Genomic DNA, 18,661 nt, shown 5'->3' with positions numbered 1-18,661 from the left:
GGGCGTCTCAAGATCATGTCGAAGAAGCCGTGCACGTCCAGTGGACAGTTCCGCCGCGCGCAGAAGCCCGCCACCCCCAAGCCGCCGACCCGGCGCTGAGTTGGCATGATCACAACCTGCGACCGGGCGTGATCATGCGGAGGCATTCAGTGGCCGACATCGACCCTCAGAACGACGACCAGTTCAACGACGCCGAGATGACGCAGGAGTTCGAAGTCATCCGCGACGACATGTAGCTAGCTGATCGGTAGATCGGCGCGAACCGTCCACCCCGTCGGTTCGCGTCGGCCTGCGGAGAACGTCCCGCCGAGCAGTTCCACGCGCTCGCGCATGCCGACGAGGCCGTAGCCTCCCGAGCCCCCGACGGGCACGCCGGACGCGACGCCGTCGTCGAGCACAGCCAGGTGCAGCACGCCGTCGCCAGAGGACAGCGAAACCTCCACTGAGGACACTGCGGACGCGTGTTTCTGGGTGTTCGTCAGTGATTCCTGCACCAGCCGCAGCACCGAGCGGGCCAGTTCCTGCGGCACCGCGTCCTGCAGGTCGAACGTGAGCCGGACCGGCAGCCCGGACTCGGCAGCCAGCTCCCGCACGTCGTCCATCAGGGACGAGGAAGCCGCCGGCACCTCGGGGGATTCGTCCCGCATCGTGCCGACGAGCCGCCGCATCGCGGTCAGTGCCTCGGTTCCGGACGCCGCGATCACCGGCAGCACGTCGACCTCGCGGTTGAGCTGCCCTGCCTGCGCGTGCACGACGATCGCCGTCACGTAGTGCGCCACCACGTCGTGCAGCTCGCGCGCCAACGCCATCCGCTCGGCGTTCTGTGCCGCCGCAACGGAAGCAGCGAGCTGCGAGGCGCGTTCGTTGTCGCGGGCCCGGAAGTACATCCCGCTGCCGACCGACAGGACGAGCAGCACGAACGCCGCGATCCCGAAGTTCCACGCGTCCGGGGTCCACTCGCGGTACTCGCGCGGCGCCACGATCGGCCAGCCCAGGACCTCCGCGAGCGCCATGGCCGCGAGGACGACCAGGGTTCCGGCGACTGCCTTGGCACGAGGGGAATCCCGGACGAGAGTCGCGATCGTGGCCATCGCCGCGCCGGTCATCGAGATGCCCGCGCCGCTCCAGAAGAGGTGCGGTTCGAGCGCCACCCCGAGCAACCGCATGTAGACGGCGACGCAGGCGACGGCGAACGCCAGCGCGAGGGCGGCGTCGAACGGCCTGCGCGGTGCGAGCACGGCGATCACGCAGACCACCGCGACTCCGGGCACCTGCCACCAGCCGAGATCGGTCGAGATGGAACCGGTCTCCAGCAGGGCGATGGCGGTGAGCGCGATCGCCAACGGCCACTGACGTTCGGCGAGTCGCCGCCAGGTCAAGTCCGTGCTCTCCACCCGAGCAACAGTAGGGCCGAAAGTGAAACCCCGCGTCCGACCGGGGGCTACCCCGGCATCAGCCAGAAGGCTGAGGGGACGACCTGCGGAAACACCCTCACGGCGGATGCCGGATGACGGCGCGGTAACGGACTCTGGAGGAGCGGAAGTACGGGAACGGAGGACGCCATGTTGTCAGTTGTGTTCACTTGGGCCGCCGCGGTGGTCGGCCTGTTGGTCCTAGCGTTGATGGCCCTGTCAGGCGTGATGATCGACTCGAAGCACTAGGTCGTCCCAGCAGCGTGTGATGGGGAAGTCAGACGCTGGTCAGGGAATGTTGCTGGCGGAGCAGTTCCGCCAGCCTGCTCGTCGGTTGTGGGCGGGTCTCGTCCAACGCGGCCGTGAAGCGCGCCGGAGAGCCGTTCCGTGCGCGCGCCGCGGCCGCCGTGTCGAGCCGGAAAGCCGGGCGTGCGACCGAAGGTCGTTGGCGCGAACGCAGCCAGGCGAGGCGGTGCAACGCTTCCGCGTGGTGGTCCGTGATGGTGACGGCCGCCTTGTCGAACGAGTGCAGCACTGCAGCGTTCAGGTGAACGGTCGCGAAGTCCCGCCACAGCGTGCGTTCGGACGAGGTGTCCAAACCCAACGCATCGGCAACCTCACGTGCCACACCGTAAGCACCTTCCTCAGCCAGTGACCGCGTGCCGATCTCGGCACCCACGAACCACGAGTTGAACGGTGCGGCGGGGTAGTTCACGCCACCGATCGACAGCCGCATGTTCGAGATGACCGGAACCGCGTGCCAGCGCAGGCCCATCTCGCCGAACCACGGCAGAGTCGGGTGCTCCAAAGGAACTTCGTGCACGATCTCGGACGGCAGCGTGAACAGCCGCGGTCCTTCGTGCTGCGTCTCCACCACCAACGGCAGCAGGTCGAACCGTGAGCGCCGCACCGGCGGACGCCACCCCATGCCCTGCATGGTCTCGGTGAACTGGGTGTACCGCCGGTCCCCCATGCCGTCGGAGTACCCGGCGTACCGGATCAGCTGCTCGTTCCAGATCACCGGACCGGGCGTGCCGGGCGCGTCCGGCGCGAAAACCGTTACCAGCGGCCGGATCTCACCGCTGTTCGTCGCCAGCCGCAGGTGCTCGACGCACTCGCCGGCGACGGCGGCGGCGTTGCGGTAGCCGCGCAGATCGCGGACCTTCAGGCGGCGCCAAGGCACACCGGAGGTGCACCAGCCTGAGTCGCGCAACGCGATCCGCGCGCCGTACGCGAGTTCGTTGGTGGTGTGGCGGTAGGTTCCGGTCTCGGTGATCTCGGCGCGCACCTGGGCGATGCGGGCGGTCAGCGAGCCTGCGTCGGAGTGCGCCGCGTGGAACATGCGGACGAACTCCTCCGCGACGGGGAGGACGTCGGGGGTCACGCAGCGAGACGCTAAGCCCGGAACAGCCTCACGCGTCACTGCCACTCGGGGCATTTCGGGTGATCAACACCCGCCACTCGGTCGAGTGAACGGTAGACGCCCGGTGTTCACTCGATCGGCTTGAGACCTCGATCAGGTGAGGTCGTTCCGCCGGAACATCAGGTCGTGCGAAACCCGATCTTCGTTCACCGCGCGCTGCTCGAACTTCGTGACGGGCCGCCAGTCCGGCCGCGGCGCCCAGCCGTCGTACATGTTCGTCAGCAGCCGCTCGCCGGAACACACCTCGAGCATCTGGTCGGCGTAGTTCTCCCAGTCCGTCGCGAGGTGCAGCACACCACCGGGCTCCAGCCGCGACGCGATCAGGGACACGAACTCCGGCTGCACGAGCCGGCGCTTGTGGTGCTTGTTCTTCGGCCACGGGTCCGGGAAGAAGATCCGCACGCCGTGCAACGACGCGGGCGCGATGTGGTCGGTCAGCAACACGACGGCGTCACCGCGCAGCACGCGCAGGTTGTCGAGCCCACCGAGGTGCTCGGCGCGCAGCAGCAACTGGGCGAGCCCGGGCTTGTAGACCTCGGCGGCGACGTAGTTGAGCTCGGGCGCGGCGGCCACGAGCTGGGAGGTGGTCTCGCCCATGCCGGAACCGATCTCCAGCAGCACGGGCGCGGAACGGCCGAACCACGAATCGAAGTCGAGGGGCCCCTCGGGCAACGACTTCACGTCGTTGCCCATCTTCTCCCAGTACGTGTCCCAGGCGCGTTCCTGGCCCACGGTCATGCGCTCGCCGCGCTGGACGAAGCTGACGATGGAACGAGGGAACTCAGGCCTGGTCACGACGGGACATTCTAGGCAATCAGTTCGATGTCCTCGATCTGAGTACGCAGGTCATCGACGGTGAAGTCGATCGGCGACGGCCGACCGGCTCCGCGATGGGCGGGAACGAGGTGGACGAACCCGCGGTGCGAGTCGGTGAACTGCACGGTTGTCGGGGTGGCGGGTCCGTAGACGCCGCTCTCCGACGGCACGTACTCCCAGTACCCGATCTCGCCGTAGTCGGCCCACGGCACGAAGACCCAACCGGGACGAGCCGAGAGCAGGTCGGTCACCGCGTCCTCCACGGCGTGACCTTCGGCACGTGTCCGCAGTTTGCCGCGGTCGAGCGCCCGCAACCACCACGGTCCGGGGGCGTTCCCGGCCGCTTTCGCGGCACGGTAGGTGGTCAGGACCTGCTGCTCGTCCGCCTGGTTCACCCAGGAACGACGGACCTCGGCCGGCGAACCGGCCAGGTCAGGGGTGTTCGGAACTTCGAGCGCGTCAGACCACTCAAGGCTCAGCATTGCTTCGACATGAACCGTCACTGGCACCTCCGAGACGGGGATAACCCAATTGAACGCGAATCCAAACGCCGAGGATGTCCAGAATGCGGCTTTTCACGGTTTGTTAACAGCACTCTTACGCAACGTGTGACGCCAGGCACGTTGCGCTCTGACCTGGAAAGACGATGTAGCTGACGTGCCACTGCTCCCCGCGCTCGCCGTCGTGCTGCCGCTGCTGCTCGCCGCGCAGTCGATCGAGGAGCAGGAGTGGCACCTCGACGCGCTCGACGTCTACTCGGCGCAGGCCCAGGCACGCGGGGACGGCGTGGTCGTCGCGGTGATCGACTCCGGCGTCGACGCCCAACACCCCGACCTCGCCGGCCAGGTGCTGCCCGGAGCGGGTTTCGGCAGGTCCAAGGGCACCGACGGCACGACCGACACCGACGGGCACGGCACCGGCATGGCCGGGATCATCGCCGCGACCGGCCGGGGCGGCGGCGCGCTCGGCATCGCCCCCGGCGCCAAGATCCTGCCGATCGCCAGCGCCGACGAGAAGGAGCAGTTCGGGCTCGACGTCGTCGCGGAGAGCATCCGGTGGGCGGCCGACCACGGCGCCAAGGTCGTCAACATGTCGCTGGGCTTCTCCAGTTCGATGACGCCGACGCTGGTCAAAGCTGTGAATTACGCGATCGAGAAGGACGTCGTCCTCGTCGCCGCCACGGGCAACGACGGCAAGGAGGTCTCGGCGCCCGCCAACATCAACGGCGTGATCGCCGTCGCCGGCACTACCAAGGACGGCAAGCCGTGGGCGTCGTCGAACGTCGGCGCGGACACGGTGCTGTCGGCTCCGGCGGTGGGCATCGTGACGGTCGCGCCGGAAAGCGTCTACGCCAGCGGTTATGCCGAGATGGACGGCACGAGCGCGGCATCGGCGATCGTGTCCGGGGTCGCCGCGCTCGTGCGCGCGAAGCACCCGGACATGGCGGCGAAGGACGTCGTCAACACGCTGGTCAAGACAGCGACCGACATCGCGGAACCCGGCCGGGACACGACGACCGGGTTCGGCCTGGTCAACCCGATGGGCGCGCTCACCGCGCAACTCCCGCCGGTGGAACGCAACCCGCTGCTGCCTCCACCGAAGCCCACGACCACCCAACCGGCTCCGACCGTCGCGGCGAAGCGGTCCGAACGGCCGCAGGACCTGTCCGACCGGCTGCCCTTCATCACCGCCGTCTCGGGCGGCACCGCGCTGATGACCGGGCTGCTGATCGTGCTGCCCGCCATCAGGTCGCGGCGCCCCAAGCCCGTTCTCAGTGAGCGTGGTACTCCACCGACTCCTTGGTGAGCTGCATGAAGGCCTCCTCCAGCGAACCCCGCTGAGGGCTGAGCTCGTGCAGCACGATCTGGTTCTCCGCCGCGAGCTCACCGATCTGCTGCGCCGGGATGCCGTGCACCACGAGGCTTCCGCTCGCCGAGTCGTCCGTCACCGTCGCGTGCGCGGCGAGGATCTCCCGCAGCTTCGCGGCGTGCGGAGACCGCACCCGGACCGTGTCCTGGGTGGCGTCGGCGATGAACTGCTCGGTGGAGGTCTGCGCGATCAGCTTGCCCTTGCCGATCACGATGAGGTCCTGGGCGGTCTGCGCCATCTCGGACAGCAGGTGGCTCGACACGAACACCGTGCGGCCCTCCTGCGCGAGCCGGTGCATGAACTGCCGGATCCAGAGGATGCCCTCGGGGTCGAGGCCGTTGACCGGCTCGTCGAACAGCAGCACCTCGGGGTCGCCGAGCAACGCGCCCGCGATGCCGAGCCGCTGCGACATGCCGAGCGAGAACCCGCCCGCGTTCTTGTGCGCGACCTCGGTGAGGCCGACGATCTCCAGCACTTCCCCGACCTGGCTGACCGGGATCTTGTTGGAGACCGCGAGCCACTTGAGGTGCGAGCGCGCGGAACGGTTGGGGTGCACCCACTTCGCGTCGAGCAGCGCGCCGACCTTGCGCAGCGGCTGGCTGAGCTGGGCGTAGTGCTTGCCGTCGATCGTGACGTCGCCGCCCGTGGGGGTGTCGAGGCCGAGGATCATCCGCATGGTCGTGGACTTGCCGGCGCCGTTCGGCCCGAGGAACCCGGTCACGCGGCCCGGCCGGACGGTGAACGACAGGTCGTCGACGGCCTTGGTCTTGCCGTAGTGCTTCTGCAGGCGGACTGCTTCGATCATGGCCTCTCCCGGTGCGCTCGAAGAACTGACAGGGACCTGGGTCACCCCCCGACGGATGACCCAGGTCCCTCTCCCCCTTTATTCGGAACGGGTCACGCGTCCCGCCGCTTCGCGACGATCAGTGCGACCACCAGGAGCGCGACCGCGACTCCGGCGAAGTAGCCGAGCGAACCCCACTGGCTCAGCTTGAAGTCGACGCCCGCCCCCGCCTGCTCGGCCATGTTCTCGCCGCCGAGTTGCAGGAAGTGGTTGGCGTTCATGAAGGGCAGCCACGCCTGGATCTTCACGCCGACCTTCGGGATGATCCCGATCAGGCCTTCCAGCAGCATGTTCCAGACCAGCAGGATCGCGACGGCGCCGGCGGTCTGGCGGACCAGGATGCCGACCGCGATCGCGATGACCGCGCCGATGCCGTAGAGCAGGCCGACGCCCGCCACGTGCCGCCACTCGTCGCCCGTGGTGATCGCGAGGTCCGAGGCGGGCGAGAGCACCTTGGCGATGCCCACCGAGCCGAACGCGATGATCTCGCCGAGGACACCGGCGATGAACGCGACCACGACGGTCTTCGCGACCAGCGCGGACGTCCGGTTCGGCACCGCGAGGAACGTGGCGCGGATCGTGCTGAAGCGGTACTCGGTCGTGACCGCGAGGGCCGCCATCACCAGCACGACGGACAGCGCGAGCTGGCTGCTGCCGAACTGCGTGACGCCGAGGGACAGCTGGCCGTTGTCGGTCGAGGCCGCGATGATCGCGGTGAGTCCGACACCGAGGACCAGGGCGAGCGCGCTGCACCAGTACGGCGAGCGGGTCGAGAAGAGCTTGATTCTCTCAACTGCCAACAGGGTCATCAGACTCACTTCCCGATCTCTGCGTGGTACTCGACAGCATCGCCGGTCAGCTGCATGAACGCCTCTTCGAGCGAACCGCGCTGGGGGCTCAGCTCGTGCAGGACGACACCGTTCGCAGCGGCGATGTCCCCGATCTGGTCACTGGTGGCACCCGATACGGACAACGCGCCGTCCGCGCCGTCACGAACCGTGAAGCCCTTGTCGACGAGCAACGGGCCGAGCTTGAACAGCTGAGGGCTGCGCACGAGGACCGAGTTGCCCGTCGAGCTGTCGATGAACTCCTGCGTGGTGCTCTGCGTGATCAGCTTCCCCCGGCCGATCACCACGAGCTCGCTGGCCGTGAGGGCCATCTCCGACAGCAGGTGGCTCGACACCAGGACCGTGCGGCCCTCGGCGGCGAGGTTCTGCATGAACGTGCGGATCCAGAGGATGCCCTCGGGGTCCAGGCCGTTGACCGGCTCGTCGAAGAGCAGCACCTTCGGGTCGCCGAGCAGTGCCGCGGCGATCCCCAGCCGTTGCGACATGCCGAGCGAGAACCCGCCGGCGTTCTTGCCCGCGACCTGCGTGAGGCCGACGGCCTCGAGGACCGCGTCCACCCGGTTCTTGGGCAGGTTGTTGGACTTGGCGAGCCAGCGCAGGTGAGCGCGGGCGGAGCGGTTCGGGTGAACCCACTTGGCGTCGAGCAGCGCGCCGACCGTCTGCAGTGGACGGTTGAGCTCGGTGTAGGGCTTCCCGTCGATCAGCACGCGGCCTGCCGTCGGACGGTCGAGCCCCAGGATCATCCGCATCGTGGTGGACTTGCCTGCGCCGTTCGGACCGAGGAATCCGGTCACCCGTCCAGGTTGGACGGTGAACGACAGGTCGTCGACCGCGACCGTCCTGCCGTATCTCTTGGTGAGGCCGATTGCCTCGATCATGGTCTTTCCCCTCTCGGTGATGGGATCACTCTGTCGTTCCGAGGGGTGCGCGCACATCGACCTGCGGTCTGCGGTCCACGTCAACTTCCGTCGTCGGGTGCCGCTACCTCCGTCGTAGTTGAATGAGCCACATGGGATACACGGAGGCGCCCGATGGCTGGTGGCGCGAGTTCGTCCTGGCCAAACCCGCCCGCACCGGCAAGCTCGCCGTCACCCGCAAGGACGGTTCGCCGCACATCGCCCCGGTCTGGGTGGACCTCGACGGACCGGACGTGGTCTTCCTGACGGGCCGCGACACCGTCAAGGGGAAGTCGATCCTGCGGGACGGCCGGGTGGCCCTCTGCTTCGACAACGAGCTGCCGCCGTTCGACTTCGTGACCATCACCGGCCAGGCCGTGGTGGACGAGGACCCGGACCAGCTCAAGTACTGGGCCGGAAGGACGGCCGCGCGGTACATGGGCGCCGACCGCGCCGACGAGTTCGCCGAGCGCAACGGCGTGCCCGGCGAACTGGTCGTACGGGTGAAGGTCGACAAGGTCGTCGCCGTGAACAACGTCTCCGACTAGGGGAAGAAGCGGTTCAGCACCTGGGCGGCGCCGTCCTCCAGCACGGTCGGCGCCACCTCGTCCGCGATCGCCCGCACATGGGCCGGTGCCTGTCCCATCGCGACACCGAGCCCGGCCCACGTCAGCATCTCGACGTCGTTCGAGCCGTCCCCGATCGCGAGCGCGTCCTTCGGGCTGATGCCGAGCGACGCGCTGAGCTCGTCCAGCGCCGTGCCCTTCGAGACGTTCGGCGGCACCGCGGTCAACCACGCCTCGGTGTGGTCGACGTGCCACTCGACGCCCGGCAGTTCCAGCTCCCGCACGGCGAACGACAACTCGGCCGGCGTGCGGTCGAGCCAGCGCATGACCAGCCGTGGGGTCGGCACCGCCATCTCCTCGAACGTCACCTGTCTCGTCTCGCCCCACAGGTCACCCGGCAGGAACTCGCCGAGCGACAGGCTGCCGACACCGGTCTTCTCCACGGCGAACACCGAGTCCGGCAGCAACGCCCGCAGCGTCCTGATGGTCGGGCCGGGTTCGAACGTCGTCCGCTTGGTCACCGACGAGATCGCCGGATCCCACCACACCGCGCCGTTCGAGCACAGGGCGTACGAGACGGGCAGCTGCGCGGCGACCGCGCTGATCCCGATGAGGCTGCGACCGGTGCACAGCACGACGTGAGCGCCGTGGTCGGCGGCTCGGGTGATGGCCGCCTTCACGGCGGGCGAGATCTCGTTCGAGCCGACCGGGGTCAGGGTTCCGTCGATGTCCAGCGCGATCATTCGCGGTCTCCAGGTCACGTGTCACCACCCTAGGCGAAGGTTAGTGAACTGTGGTTCACTAATGCCGTGGCACGACCTCGCACCATCACCGACGAACGGATCCTGAACGCCGTCGCGGCCGTCATCGACCGGCGCGGACCGGAGTTCACCGTCGCGGACGTGGCGGCGGAGGCCGGGGTCTCGGTGGGGGCGGTGGCGAAGCGGTTCGGGTCGAAGAGCGGGTTGCTGCAGGCGCTCACGAAGGCGGGCACCGACGAGGTCAGGCTCAGGATGCGTGAGGCCGGCACGGTCCGCGACGCGCTGATGACCTGGTTCGACCGGCTCGCCGACCCGGTGGTCGCCACGAACAACCTGGCGCAGCTCGGGGTCGATCTGATCGACCCGGAACTGCGTGCGTTGCTGGCGCTGCACTACGCGGCGCTGGAAGAGGAGCTGGAGGTCCTGTGCGCGGCCGAGGGCCTGCCGCCGAACGCGGCCCGCGTCCTCGCCGCGCTGGTGTACGGGATCTCGATGGACTGGTCGGTGCGCCCGCGTGGCGCCCTGCTGGTCCGCATGTCCGAGGACATCGATCTGGTGCTGGAAGGGATGCGTTGATGGCCAGCTGGGCGGAGTTCGCGGCGGAACAGCCCGAGATGGCGGCGTTCGTGCAGAGCCGGTTCGCCGTGGACCGGCACGCGATGCTCGCGACGCTGCGCAAGGACGGTTCGCCGCGGATCAGCGGTGTGGAACCGGACTTCACCCGCGGCGAGCTGTGGGCGGGCATGATGCCGGACTCGTTGAAGTCGAGGGACCTGCGGCGCGACCCGAGGTTCGCGTTGCACTGCATGAGCACGGTCGCGTCGATGACGGAGGCGGGCGACGCGAAGATCAGCGGCACCGCCGAGTTCTGGGCGGACAAGGACACCTATCTGGACGAGCTGTTCGAACGCACGGAGTGGCGGCCGAAGCCGGAGGAGATCGACCTCTTCCGGTTCGACGTCACCGAGGTCGTGCAGCTCACCGTCGAGGGCGACGGAATGATCGTCCTCTCCTGGCACGAGGGAAGGGGAACTCGCCGTGTCGAAAAGAAGTGATCCTGATCTGAGCGGGAAGGTCGCGGTCGTCACCGGCGCCACGCGCGGTGCGGGACGGGCGATCGCGATCGAGTTGGGGGCGGCGGGCGCGACCGTGTTCGTCGCCGGACGGACCACGCGGGAGCAGCAGTCGGAGGTCGGGCGGTCGGAGACGATCGAGGAGACCGCCGAGCTCGTGGACGCCGCCGGTGGCAAGGGGATCGCCGTCCGGTGCGACCTCACGAATCCGTCCGATGTGGACGCTCTGGCCGCGAGGATCGACCGGCTCGACATCTTCGTCGACAACGCCTGGGGCGGCGAGAACCTCGTCGAGTGGGGCAAGTTCTGGGAGCACGACCTCGACAAGCAGCTGCACATGTGGCGCAACGGCGTCGAGACGCATCTCGTGGCGCTGCACAAACTGATGCCGATCCTGCTCAGGTCCGACGACGGGCTCGTGGTCGAGGTGACCGACGGCGAGGACGGCGAGGCGTACTTCGTGAACCTCACTTACGACGCCGTGAAGAACACCGTGCGGCGGTTCGGCGAGGTGCTGGCCAAGGACCTGAAGGACCACCCGAACGTGACGGCGCTGGCGGCCACGCCGGGGTTCCTGCGGTCCGAACAGATGCTGGAGGGCTTCGGCGTCACGGAGGCCAACTGGCGTGACGCGATCGAGAAGGTGCCGGACTACGCGTTGTCCGAGACGCCGCACTACCTCGGCCGCGGCATCGCGCACCTCGCAGCCGACAAGGACCGCCAACGCTTCTCGGGCCAGTGCCTGTCGTCGTGGAAGCTCAAGCGCGAGTACGGGTTCACCGACCTCGACGGTTCGCAGCCCGACTGGGGCCACTGGTGGGACGACGTGGTGAAGCCCCGGATGGCGGGTCAGACCGTCGAGGCCGATCCGGAGAAGTACCGGTAGGGCACGCCCTACGCGTCGCCGGGGCGGACGAGACCGGTCTCGTAGGCGAGCACCACGGCCTGCACCCGGTCTCGCAGCTCCAGCTTCGCGAGGATCCGCCCGACGTGCGTCTTCACCGTCGCCTCCGACAGGAAGAGCTTGCGGGCGATCTCGGTGTTCGACAGGCCCTTCGCGATCAGCACGAGCACCTCGCGCTCGCGTTCGGTCAGCACGTCGAGCATCGAGGCGTCGCGCAGCTCACCGCCGCCGTCGCCGAGGAACCTGCCCAGCAGCCGCTTGGTCACCGACGGCGAGACCACCGCGTCACCCGAGGCCACCGCGCGCAGGGCCGACACGAGGTCGGACGGCGGGGTGTCCTTCAGCAGGAACCCGCTGGCGCCGTTGCGCAACGCCGACAACGCGTACTCGTCCATGTCGAACGTCGTCATGACCAGCACCTTCGCGGTGTCGGCCTCGGCGATCCGCTTGGTCGCCTCCACGCCGTCCATCACGGGCATGCGGACGTCCATCAGCACCACGTCGGGCCGCAGCTTGTCGGCCATCTGCACGGCGTCGAGGCCGTCGGCCGCCTCGCCGACCACGTCGATGTCTTCCTGTGCGCCCAGGACCATGCGAAAGCCCATGCGCATGAGTTCCTGGTCGTCGACCAGCAGCACCCGAATCACTCGATCACCCTATGCGGCTAGCGGGAATGTCGCGCGCACGCGCCAGCCCCCGCCGGGGTTGGGGCCCGCCTCGAACTCCCCGCCCAGCACCGCAGCCCTTTCCCTCATGCCGATCAGGCCGTTGCCGCCCGACACCTTGACCACGTCGTGGGGTGTGCCGAAGCCGTTGTCGATCACTTCCAGCCGCAGCTCCTCCGGCGTGCGCGCCAGGCGGACCATGGCGGTCGTGCCCGCTCCGGCGTGCTTGATGATGTTCGTCAGTGCTTCCTGAACGATCCGGTAGATGCTCAGGCCGACCCCGACGGGGAGGTCGTCCACGTCACCGTTGATCTCCAGTCGCACCGGGACGCCGGCCGCGCGGGTGTTCTCGGCGAGCTCGACCACACCTCGTGCGTCGGGCTGGGGAGCCCACTGCGTCTCGGCGTCCTCGCTGCGCAGCACGCCCAGCAGGCGGCGCATCTCGGTCAGCGCCAGGCGGCCGGTGTCGGCGATCGTGCGGACCGCGTTCTCCGCCACCTCGGGCTGGGACCTGATCGTGTACGCGGCGCCGTCGGCGTGGACGATCATCACGCTCACCGCGTGGGCGACGACGTCGTGCAGTTCACGCGCTATCCGGGACCGCTCCTCGCCCACCGCGATCTTGGCCTGCTGGTCACGTTCGGTCTCCAGCAGGAGCAGGCGTTGTTCCATCTCCCGCTGGTAGGCCCGGCGGGCGCCGATGAACTCGCCCATCGCCCAGCTGAAGCCGAAGATCATGAACACGAAGAACACCAGGAACACGGCCTGGATCTCGCCGACCTGGAAGATCGCCCACAGCAACGTGCCGGCCAGCAGCCAGCCCGAGTAGATCAGCGCGGTCTTGCGGTTCGTGTACGCGACCAGCGTGTACAGCGCGATGGCCAGCGCGAAGTCGGACATCCGCACCGGGATGCCGTTGGCCCCGCCGTGCGTGAACAGCTGCAGGAACGCGCCGCCGAGGATCAGGTAGCTGGTGCCGAGGGGGTGGTACCGGCGGAAGGGCACCGGCCCGACCATCAGCAGGGTCACTGCGAGGAACGACGAGAACGACACGCCGCGGTCTATGCCCGCGACCCCGAAGCCCATGTCGAAGATCAGCAGAATGCCGGCGATCAGGGAGTCCCCGAACGCCGGGTGAGCCTTCATCCACAGGCTGAACCTCCGCACCGGACAAGATTAGGTGCGGATCGAACTTCCTCGCGTCGCGCCACGGGCTGACGCTGCGTACGACTTCAGTGTGAGTTATTGTGTCGAGGGGTTGATACAAAAAATGGGGGTGCGCCATGTACGAGGTCCTGGCGGCTGCGGGCTTCGGCCTCGTGCTGCTCATCGTCCTGTGGCCCATGAAGTCGACCGGCAAGCGTTTGCTGAAGAGCTGGCGGGTGTCCGATCCGACGCCGGGGCAGATCGACGACGCCGTCCGCTACCTGAAGCGGCGGCGGCTGCTCTACCCGGTGCTCTTCGTCGGCATGTCGTTCGTGCCGTTCGCCAGTGGGCGCGGCCTCGGGTCTCTCGCGGCGATCGTGCTCGGCGGCACGCTGCTCGCCGAGTTGATCGCGGTCGCGTTGCCCCGCGAGGGGAGGCAACGGGTGGCCTCGCTCGCGCCGCGCGGCCTGTTCGACATCGGCTCGCGGTACGTGCTGGGCGCCTACGCGGCGATCGTCGCGATCACGCTGGTGTGGCTGGTGGTGAACCTCCAGATCTCCCAGCTGCCGGTGTTCGTCGTGTCCGTCGCCGCCGTCCTGGCGGTCTGGTGGGCGGCGGTCGCGCGTCCGGCGGACGGTGACGAAGAGGTCGACCGGGCGCTGCGGACCCGGAGCGTGCACGTCTCGGCGGCAATCGGCGCGGCCATGGCCTGTGCGCTGGTCGGCGGAGGGTTCCTGTTCGTCGGCATCGCCGCGTGGGTGCTGATGGCGAACACGAACACGGTGTCGTCGAAGATCGTGCGGTGACCGCACCCCGAATCGTCGTCGACGTCGAGAACGGTGTCCCGCCGTGGCGTCAGGTCCGGGACCAGCTCGTCCGGTTGATCAACGGTGGAGTGCTGCCCGTCGGGTCCCGGTTACCGACGATCCGGCAGCTCGCGGCTGACCTCGGGCTCGCCGCCGGCACCGTCGCACGGGCGTACCGGGAGCTGGAGACCTCGGGCGTGATCACGACAGGACGAAGGCAGGGCACCGTGGTGGCTGCCCTGCCTTCGCATGCACCGGACCCGCTCTCCGCCGCTGCGGCGGAGTTCGTCGCCATCGCTCGGTCACTCGGCGCCAGTGAGGGGGAGGCACTGAACGCCGTGCGAGCCCATTACTTGGGTGAGTAAGGCGACTCGATCTTGGGTGCGGGTCGCGGTTCGCCGATGTGTGCCTGACGTTCCTCTTGCCGCTCTTCGTAGATGCGGTGCTCCTCGGCCATCTGGTCCGCGAGCTGCTGCTGCATCTGACGATCCCGAATCCTGGCCAGGATCGCCATCGTCGCGCCGTGGGCCAGTGCCAGCAGCAACAGCACCACACCCAGCTTGACGACAACGTTCTTCGTCGCATCGCCGGTCTCGATCTCGATGATCGACACCAAGGCGAGCAGACCGAGCACTACGAGGTGGAACAGGACCGCCGTCAGCTTCATCATGCCGCCGGCCTGCTCTTCGTCGTACGCCGCGCGCTTCAGGTATCCCTTGCCGCTCCGGTAGATCAGCTGGCCGTCGACCACGACCAGGACGATCCCCAGCACTAGGAACGTCACGTAGCTGTCACCCATGCGCTGTGGCTACCCGCGCACGCACGCACACAAACCGTGGCACGATCAGTGCTCGTGACGGCGTTGCAGGGACAACAACTGGCCGGTCCGCTGTGCGCGGCGGTGGCCAACCTGTGCGTTGCCCTGCAGCCCCAGGTCTCACCGCAGACCGCCGCCGGTTTCCAGGAGGTGCTGCGCCGGCTGCACGCGCCGTTGCAGGTCGCGGTCGCCGGTCGGATCAAGTCCGGCAAGTCGACGTTGGTGAACGCGCTGATCGGACGCCGTGTCGCGCCCACCGACATCGGCGAGTGCACACGGCTCGTGACGCGTTATCAGTACGGCACGGTCGACCGCATCGAAGTGGTTCTGCGTGACGGCAGACGGCAGGTGCTGCCGTTCGACGCCAACGGCATGATCCCCGCTTCTCTTGGTGTGGAAGGCATCTCGCACATCGAGGCATACCTGACGAACGCCGTGCTGCGCGACATCACCGTCATCGACACGCCAGGGCTCGGTTCGCTGGACGCGGCGTCGGTCGCACGCACCGAGGAACTGCTGGATCCCGTGTCGCGCAACGCAGTCGCTGGCGCCGAGGCCGTTCTCTACGTCGTGACGCAGGGAGTGCGCGCGGACGACCACTCGACGTTGGCCGCGTTCTCCGCCGCGACGGCCTCCCGCGAGGCAGGGCCGGTCAACGCCATCGCGGCGTTGAACAAGGTCGACAACGTCGCGCCGGAGACCGTCGAGGGCTCGGAGGGTGACGTCTGGCGGGCCGCGCAGATCCTCGCGGCGAAACAGGCCGAACTGCTCAGGCCGCGGGTGGCGGACGTGCTGCCGGTGATCAGCCTGCTCGCCGAGTCGGCGGAGACCGGCGAGTTCACGTCGGCCGACGCGGAGGCGCTGCGGGCGTTGGCGGCACTGGACGCCGACACCCGCACGATGATGCTGATGTCCGGTGACCTCTTCACGTCGTGGGAGTGCGACGTGGCGGCCGGTGTGCGCTCCCGGTTGCTGGAGAAGCTCGACCTCTACGGCATCGGTCGCGCGCTGGAGGCGTTGGACGCCGAACCCGCGCTGCCCGCCGGTGCGTTGCGGCGGGTGCTGTTCGACGCGTCCGGGTTCGCCGAGGTCCGAGGTCGGCTGGACGCGGTCTTCCGGGCACGCGCCGACGGCATCAAGGCCGCCGCCGCGCTGGCGTCCGTCACGTCGCTGGCCGCGGGTGATTCCGGCGAACGGCAGCGCGTGCACGACGCGATCGAACTCCTGCTGGCCCGTCCCGAGGCTCATCAGCTCCGGCTGCTGGAGGCGTTGACGCTGGTCTCCTCCGGCGCCGTCACCCTGGCCCCGGACCTGACGGAGGAGGTGCTGCGCGTCGGCAGCACCCCGGACGTCGCCGCTCAGCTGGGCATGGTGGGCAGACCGGGCACGGAGCTGGTGGCGTTCGCACTGGAACGGGCCGGGTGGTGGCGTTCGTTCGCCTCCTTCGGCGCGACTCCCGCGCAGGCTCGAGTGGCGCACGTCGTCCACCGGGCGTATTTCCTCATCTGGCAGCAACTACGTGCTGGGGGGCACCGATGAGCGTGAACGGAACCGAACACACCGGTCTGGCGTCGGACGATGGTGTGGAGACCATGACCGACGAGGTGCTCGACCAGGCGCTGGCCGAGCGCCGTGCGCTGGTCCAGCTGTGCCTGTACGCGCTGGACCGCGCCAGTGCGGGCGTGGTCGAACGCATCGAGGAAGGCCTGTCGTCCATCGGCGTCACGGCGCTGAGGGTGGACGGCGAGCGGTTCGACCCGTCGCAGCACGAGGCCGGTGGCGCCGTGCCGACCGACGACCTGTCGTTGCAGGGCCTGGTCGCCGAGACCGAGGTACCCGGCTTCTGCGACCGCGGCCGCGTGCTGCGGGCTCCGATCGTGACGGTCTACACGGCCCGATGAGCAACCTCTCGCAGACAGTCCGGCAGACGCGCGAACGCCTCACCTCTCTTGTGCGCGAGCTCGATCCGTCGATGGCCGACTGGGTGACGCGGCGAGCGGCACCGGAGGTGTCGTCGGTCGTCATCGTCGGCGAGACGAACCGCGGCAAGTCGTCGCTGGTCAACGCCCTGCTGTCGGCCCCGGGACTCTCGCCGGTCGACGCCGACGTGGCCACCTCGACCTACCTCGTCTTCCAGCACGGCCCGTCCTGGGCGGCCCGCGCGTGCTACCCCGGCCTGCTCGCGCCGGTCGGCTTCCCACTGCCCGCGCTGATCAACTGGGTCTCCGCCGCCCACGACCTGCCCGAGGGCGAACTCCCCCCGCGCTACGTCGAGGTCGACGCGCCGATCCCGTTGCTGGAGCGGATGTCCGTTGTGGACACCCCAGGCGTCGGCGGCCTGGAGTCCGTGCACGGCGAACTGGCGCTCGAAGCCGTCACCTCGGCCACCGCCCTGATCTTCGTCGTGGACGCCTCGTCCCCGTTCACCCGCGGTGAGCTGGACTTCCTGAAGCGCGTCGGGGACCGCGTCGAGACCGTCATCTTCGCCCTGACCAAGACCGACCAGTACCGCGGCTGGCGCCAGATCCTCGACGCGAACCAGACGTTGCTCGCCGAGCACGCCCCCCGTTTCGCCGACGCCACCTGGTACCCGGTGTCGTCCCGCATGTTCGGCATGGCCGCCCAGGCCCCGAACCCGGACGCGGCCTCAATGCTCCGCGAACGCTCAGGAATCTCCGTCCTGCAGACCGCCCTTCAGGAACTCGTCACGGGCCGCGCCGGGATGCTGGCCGAGGCCAACGCCCTGCGCGCGTTGACGACCGTGCTGGCAGAGCTGGAAATCCGCCTCGAACACGAGAAGCGCGCTCTGTCCGTGGGCGAGGACGAGGCCGCCGTCCTGCGCGCCCGCCGCGAAGAACTGCAGACCGAACGCCGTTCCTCGACCAGGGGTTGGCAGGTCCGGCTGCGCGGCGAGGTCCAGCGCGCCCGCATCGAGAACTCCCACGAGATCTCCCGCCAGATGCGCGACCTGCAGACCTGGTACCGCCAGGCCATCGACGCGGCCGACCGCACGGCCCTGGCCGCACTGCCCCAGCAGGTCGACACGGCACTGCAGGTCGTGTCCGGCCGCATCTCCACAGCGCTGTCCGTACGCCTCTCCCAGGTGACGGACGCAGTGCTGGCCACCCTGTTCAGCGCGGAAGAACTGACTCTGATCCGAGGCCAGTTCGCCCGAGGCGAACAACCCCCGGTCATCCTGCGCCCCAAGGAAAAGCGCCCGCCGACAGCAGAAGACAAGCTGCTGGTCTTCATGGGCGTCTCCGGCGGCCTGGGCGCGGGCAAGCTCGCCGTCATGCCGCTGGCAGGACTGGGCATAGCCGCGCTGAACCCGATCGTCCTGCCCGTCACCATCGCCCTGGGCCTGGGCGCGGGCTGGTGGATGGCCCGAACCCGCACCCACACAGCGGAAAAGCAGCACGTCAAGCAGTGGCTCTCCGACGCCATCGCCGACGCCCGCTCCACAGTGGACCAACTCGCAGCCGAGCAGCTGATCGAGGCCGAACAGGCCCTGTCGCTGGCCCTGGACGAGGCCCTGGCCAAGCGCATCGAAGCCATCGAGGCAGAACTGCGCGAGGTCGACCGCGCGTTGCGGATGGAGGCCGGCGAACGGGGCCGCGAACTGCAGTCCGCGACCCGTCAGCTCGCCGAGGTGGAGCAGGGGCGGTCGAAGGCGGAGGAGCTACTGGGCCGGATCAGGTCCGTCCGAGACCGAGCCTAGGAACGCGCGCCACGCCCCTGGTGAGCATCCGAACTGGGGACCATCGGGGTTCTTCGAGTCGCGCACCGAAACCAAGGCCTTGGTGCGCAGCACTTCA

23 protein-coding genes are annotated in these 18,661 nt (G+C 68.7%); 11 read left to right on the top strand and 12 right to left on the bottom strand.

The features are described 5' to 3' along the window. Nucleotides 1–29 precede the first annotated feature (29 nt). Nucleotides 30–236: a hypothetical protein gene (locus PV646_RS10275; protein ID WP_500341195.1), complete on the top strand. Its 207-nt coding sequence runs from the start codon at nt 30–32 to the stop codon at nt 234–236. Here the strand turns inward: PV646_RS10275 and PV646_RS10270 are convergent, their stop codons facing one another. The 4 genes from PV646_RS10270 to PV646_RS10255 form a co-directional block, all read right to left on the bottom strand. Continuing rightward, the gene (locus PV646_RS10270) at nt 237–1,394 is read right to left on the bottom strand and encodes a sensor histidine kinase (RefSeq protein ID WP_500341194.1); all 1,158 of its coding nucleotides are present in this window, start codon (nt 1,392–1,394) and stop codon (nt 237–239) included. A 295-nt stretch (nt 1,395–1,689) separates the two neighbouring features. Further along, nucleotides 1,690–2,796, bottom strand: a complete 1,107-nt coding sequence (locus tag PV646_RS10265) for a nitric oxide synthase oxygenase (protein WP_500341193.1) — start codon at nt 2,794–2,796, stop codon at nt 1,690–1,692. A 132-nt stretch (nt 2,797–2,928) separates the two neighbouring features. Continuing rightward, nucleotides 2,929–3,630, bottom strand: coding sequence for a tRNA (guanosine(46)-N7)-methyltransferase TrmB (gene trmB, locus PV646_RS10260; RefSeq protein WP_500341192.1), 702 nt, complete (start codon nt 3,628–3,630; stop codon nt 2,929–2,931). An 11-nt stretch (nt 3,631–3,641) separates the two neighbouring features. Next, nucleotides 3,642–4,133 carry a hypothetical protein gene (locus PV646_RS10255; protein WP_500341191.1) on the bottom strand — a complete coding sequence of 164 codons (492 nt, stop codon included), beginning with the start codon at nt 4,131–4,133 and terminating at the stop codon, nt 3,642–3,644. A gap of 175 nt (nt 4,134–4,308) precedes the next feature. Here PV646_RS10255 and mycP point away from each other — a divergent pair, with 175 nt between their 5' ends. After that, nucleotides 4,309–5,457 carry a type VII secretion-associated serine protease mycosin gene (gene mycP, locus PV646_RS10250; RefSeq protein ID WP_500341190.1) on the top strand — a complete coding sequence of 383 codons (1,149 nt, stop codon included), beginning with the start codon at nt 4,309–4,311 and terminating at the stop codon, nt 5,455–5,457. Here the strand turns inward: mycP and PV646_RS10245 are convergent. The 3 genes from PV646_RS10245 to PV646_RS10235 all read right to left on the bottom strand — a co-directional run bounded on the left by PV646_RS10245 (nt 5,423) and on the right by PV646_RS10235 (nt 8,090). Continuing rightward, nucleotides 5,423–6,325 (bottom strand): ABC transporter ATP-binding protein, encoded by a 903-nt coding sequence (locus PV646_RS10245; protein ID WP_500341189.1) that lies wholly within the window; start codon nt 6,323–6,325, stop codon nt 5,423–5,425. The genes mycP and PV646_RS10245 overlap by 35 nt on opposite strands. A 92-nt stretch (nt 6,326–6,417) precedes the next feature. Continuing rightward, a complete protein-coding gene (locus tag PV646_RS10240) occupies nt 6,418–7,164 on the bottom strand; it encodes a hypothetical protein (RefSeq protein WP_500341188.1) in 747 nt (248 codons plus the stop codon). Nucleotides 7,165–7,178: 14 nt separating this feature from the next. After that, a complete protein-coding gene (locus PV646_RS10235) occupies nt 7,179–8,090 on the bottom strand; it encodes an ABC transporter ATP-binding protein (RefSeq protein ID WP_500341187.1) in 912 nt (303 codons plus the stop codon). Nucleotides 8,091–8,221: 131 nt separating this feature from the next. On the opposite strand from PV646_RS10235, the gene PV646_RS10230 reads away from it, so the two are divergent. Next, nucleotides 8,222–8,656, top strand: a complete 435-nt coding sequence (locus tag PV646_RS10230; RefSeq protein WP_500341186.1) for a PPOX class F420-dependent oxidoreductase — start codon at nt 8,222–8,224, stop codon at nt 8,654–8,656. Here PV646_RS10230 and PV646_RS10225 read toward each other — a convergent pair. Beyond that, nucleotides 8,653–9,435 (bottom strand): HAD family hydrolase, encoded by a 783-nt coding sequence (locus PV646_RS10225; RefSeq protein WP_500341185.1) that lies wholly within the window; start codon nt 9,433–9,435, stop codon nt 8,653–8,655. The genes PV646_RS10230 and PV646_RS10225 overlap by 4 nt on opposite strands. Before the next feature lie 48 nt (nt 9,436–9,483). Between PV646_RS10225 and PV646_RS10220 the strand changes: the two genes are divergently transcribed. From PV646_RS10220 to PV646_RS10210, 3 genes are read left to right on the top strand one after another with little or no spacing between them, the layout of a single operon-like run. Next, nucleotides 9,484–10,011 carry a TetR/AcrR family transcriptional regulator gene (locus PV646_RS10220; protein ID WP_500341184.1) on the top strand — a complete coding sequence of 176 codons (528 nt, stop codon included), beginning with the start codon at nt 9,484–9,486 and terminating at the stop codon, nt 10,009–10,011. Beyond that, on the top strand, nt 10,011–10,490 hold the full coding sequence (locus PV646_RS10215) for a pyridoxamine 5'-phosphate oxidase family protein (protein ID WP_500341183.1): 480 nt from the start codon (nt 10,011–10,013) through the stop codon (nt 10,488–10,490). Before PV646_RS10220 ends, PV646_RS10215 begins: the two co-directional genes overlap by 1 nt. Further along, entirely contained in the window at nt 10,474–11,394 is a 921-nt protein-coding gene (locus PV646_RS10210) for an SDR family oxidoreductase (RefSeq protein WP_500341182.1), read from the top strand. The genes PV646_RS10215 and PV646_RS10210 overlap by 17 nt, the downstream gene beginning before the upstream one ends. 8 nt (nt 11,395–11,402) lie before the next feature. Here PV646_RS10210 and PV646_RS10205 read toward each other — a convergent pair whose 3' ends face one another. After that, nucleotides 11,403–12,059 (bottom strand): response regulator, encoded by a 657-nt coding sequence (locus tag PV646_RS10205; RefSeq protein ID WP_500341181.1) that lies wholly within the window; start codon nt 12,057–12,059, stop codon nt 11,403–11,405. Nucleotides 12,060–12,068: 9 nt separating this feature from the next. Continuing rightward, nucleotides 12,069–13,244 carry a sensor histidine kinase gene (locus PV646_RS10200; protein WP_500341180.1) on the bottom strand — a complete coding sequence of 392 codons (1,176 nt, stop codon included), beginning with the start codon at nt 13,242–13,244 and terminating at the stop codon, nt 12,069–12,071. A 116-nt stretch (nt 13,245–13,360) separates the two neighbouring features. Here PV646_RS10200 and PV646_RS10195 point away from each other — a divergent pair, with 116 nt between their 5' ends. Then, entirely contained in the window at nt 13,361–14,029 is a 669-nt protein-coding gene (locus tag PV646_RS10195; RefSeq protein WP_500341179.1) for a hypothetical protein, read from the top strand. After that, on the top strand, nt 14,026–14,394 hold the full coding sequence (locus PV646_RS10190; protein ID WP_500341178.1) for a GntR family transcriptional regulator: 369 nt from the start codon (nt 14,026–14,028) through the stop codon (nt 14,392–14,394). Before PV646_RS10195 ends, PV646_RS10190 begins: the two co-directional genes overlap by 4 nt. On the opposite strand, the gene PV646_RS10185 is transcribed toward PV646_RS10190, so the two are convergent. Next, on the bottom strand, nt 14,379–14,828 hold the full coding sequence (locus PV646_RS10185; RefSeq protein ID WP_500341177.1) for a hypothetical protein: 450 nt from the start codon (nt 14,826–14,828) through the stop codon (nt 14,379–14,381). The genes PV646_RS10190 and PV646_RS10185 overlap by 16 nt on opposite strands. Nucleotides 14,829–14,864: 36 nt before the next feature. On the opposite strand from PV646_RS10185, the gene PV646_RS10180 reads away from it, so the two are divergent. Genes PV646_RS10180 through PV646_RS10170 form a run of 3 tightly spaced genes read left to right on the top strand, consistent with a single transcriptional unit; the run spans nt 14,865 to nt 18,564 of the window. Beyond that, on the top strand, nt 14,865–16,385 hold the full coding sequence (locus tag PV646_RS10180; protein ID WP_500341176.1) for a dynamin family protein: 1,521 nt from the start codon (nt 14,865–14,867) through the stop codon (nt 16,383–16,385). Then, nucleotides 16,382–16,747, top strand: a complete 366-nt coding sequence (grpE, locus tag PV646_RS10175; protein ID WP_500341175.1) for a nucleotide exchange factor GrpE — start codon at nt 16,382–16,384, stop codon at nt 16,745–16,747. The genes PV646_RS10180 and grpE overlap by 4 nt, the downstream gene beginning before the upstream one ends. After that, nucleotides 16,744–18,564: a dynamin family protein gene (locus PV646_RS10170; protein WP_500341174.1), complete on the top strand. Its 1,821-nt coding sequence runs from the start codon at nt 16,744–16,746 to the stop codon at nt 18,562–18,564. Before grpE ends, PV646_RS10170 begins: the two co-directional genes overlap by 4 nt. Here PV646_RS10170 and PV646_RS10165 read toward each other — a convergent pair. Further along, nucleotides 18,526–18,657 (bottom strand): DUF397 domain-containing protein, encoded by a 132-nt coding sequence (locus tag PV646_RS10165; RefSeq protein ID WP_500342353.1) that lies wholly within the window; start codon nt 18,655–18,657, stop codon nt 18,526–18,528. The genes PV646_RS10170 and PV646_RS10165 overlap by 39 nt on opposite strands. Between the last annotated feature and the right edge of the window lie 4 nt (nt 18,658–18,661).

It is taken from the genome of Streptomyces sp. ID05-26A, assembly GCF_033794685.1.
Classification (GTDB): Bacteria; Actinomycetota; Actinomycetes; order Mycobacteriales; family Pseudonocardiaceae; genus Lentzea.
Note: the sequence above shows the minus strand (reverse complement) of the source record. Positions and strands in the feature narration are given on the sequence as shown.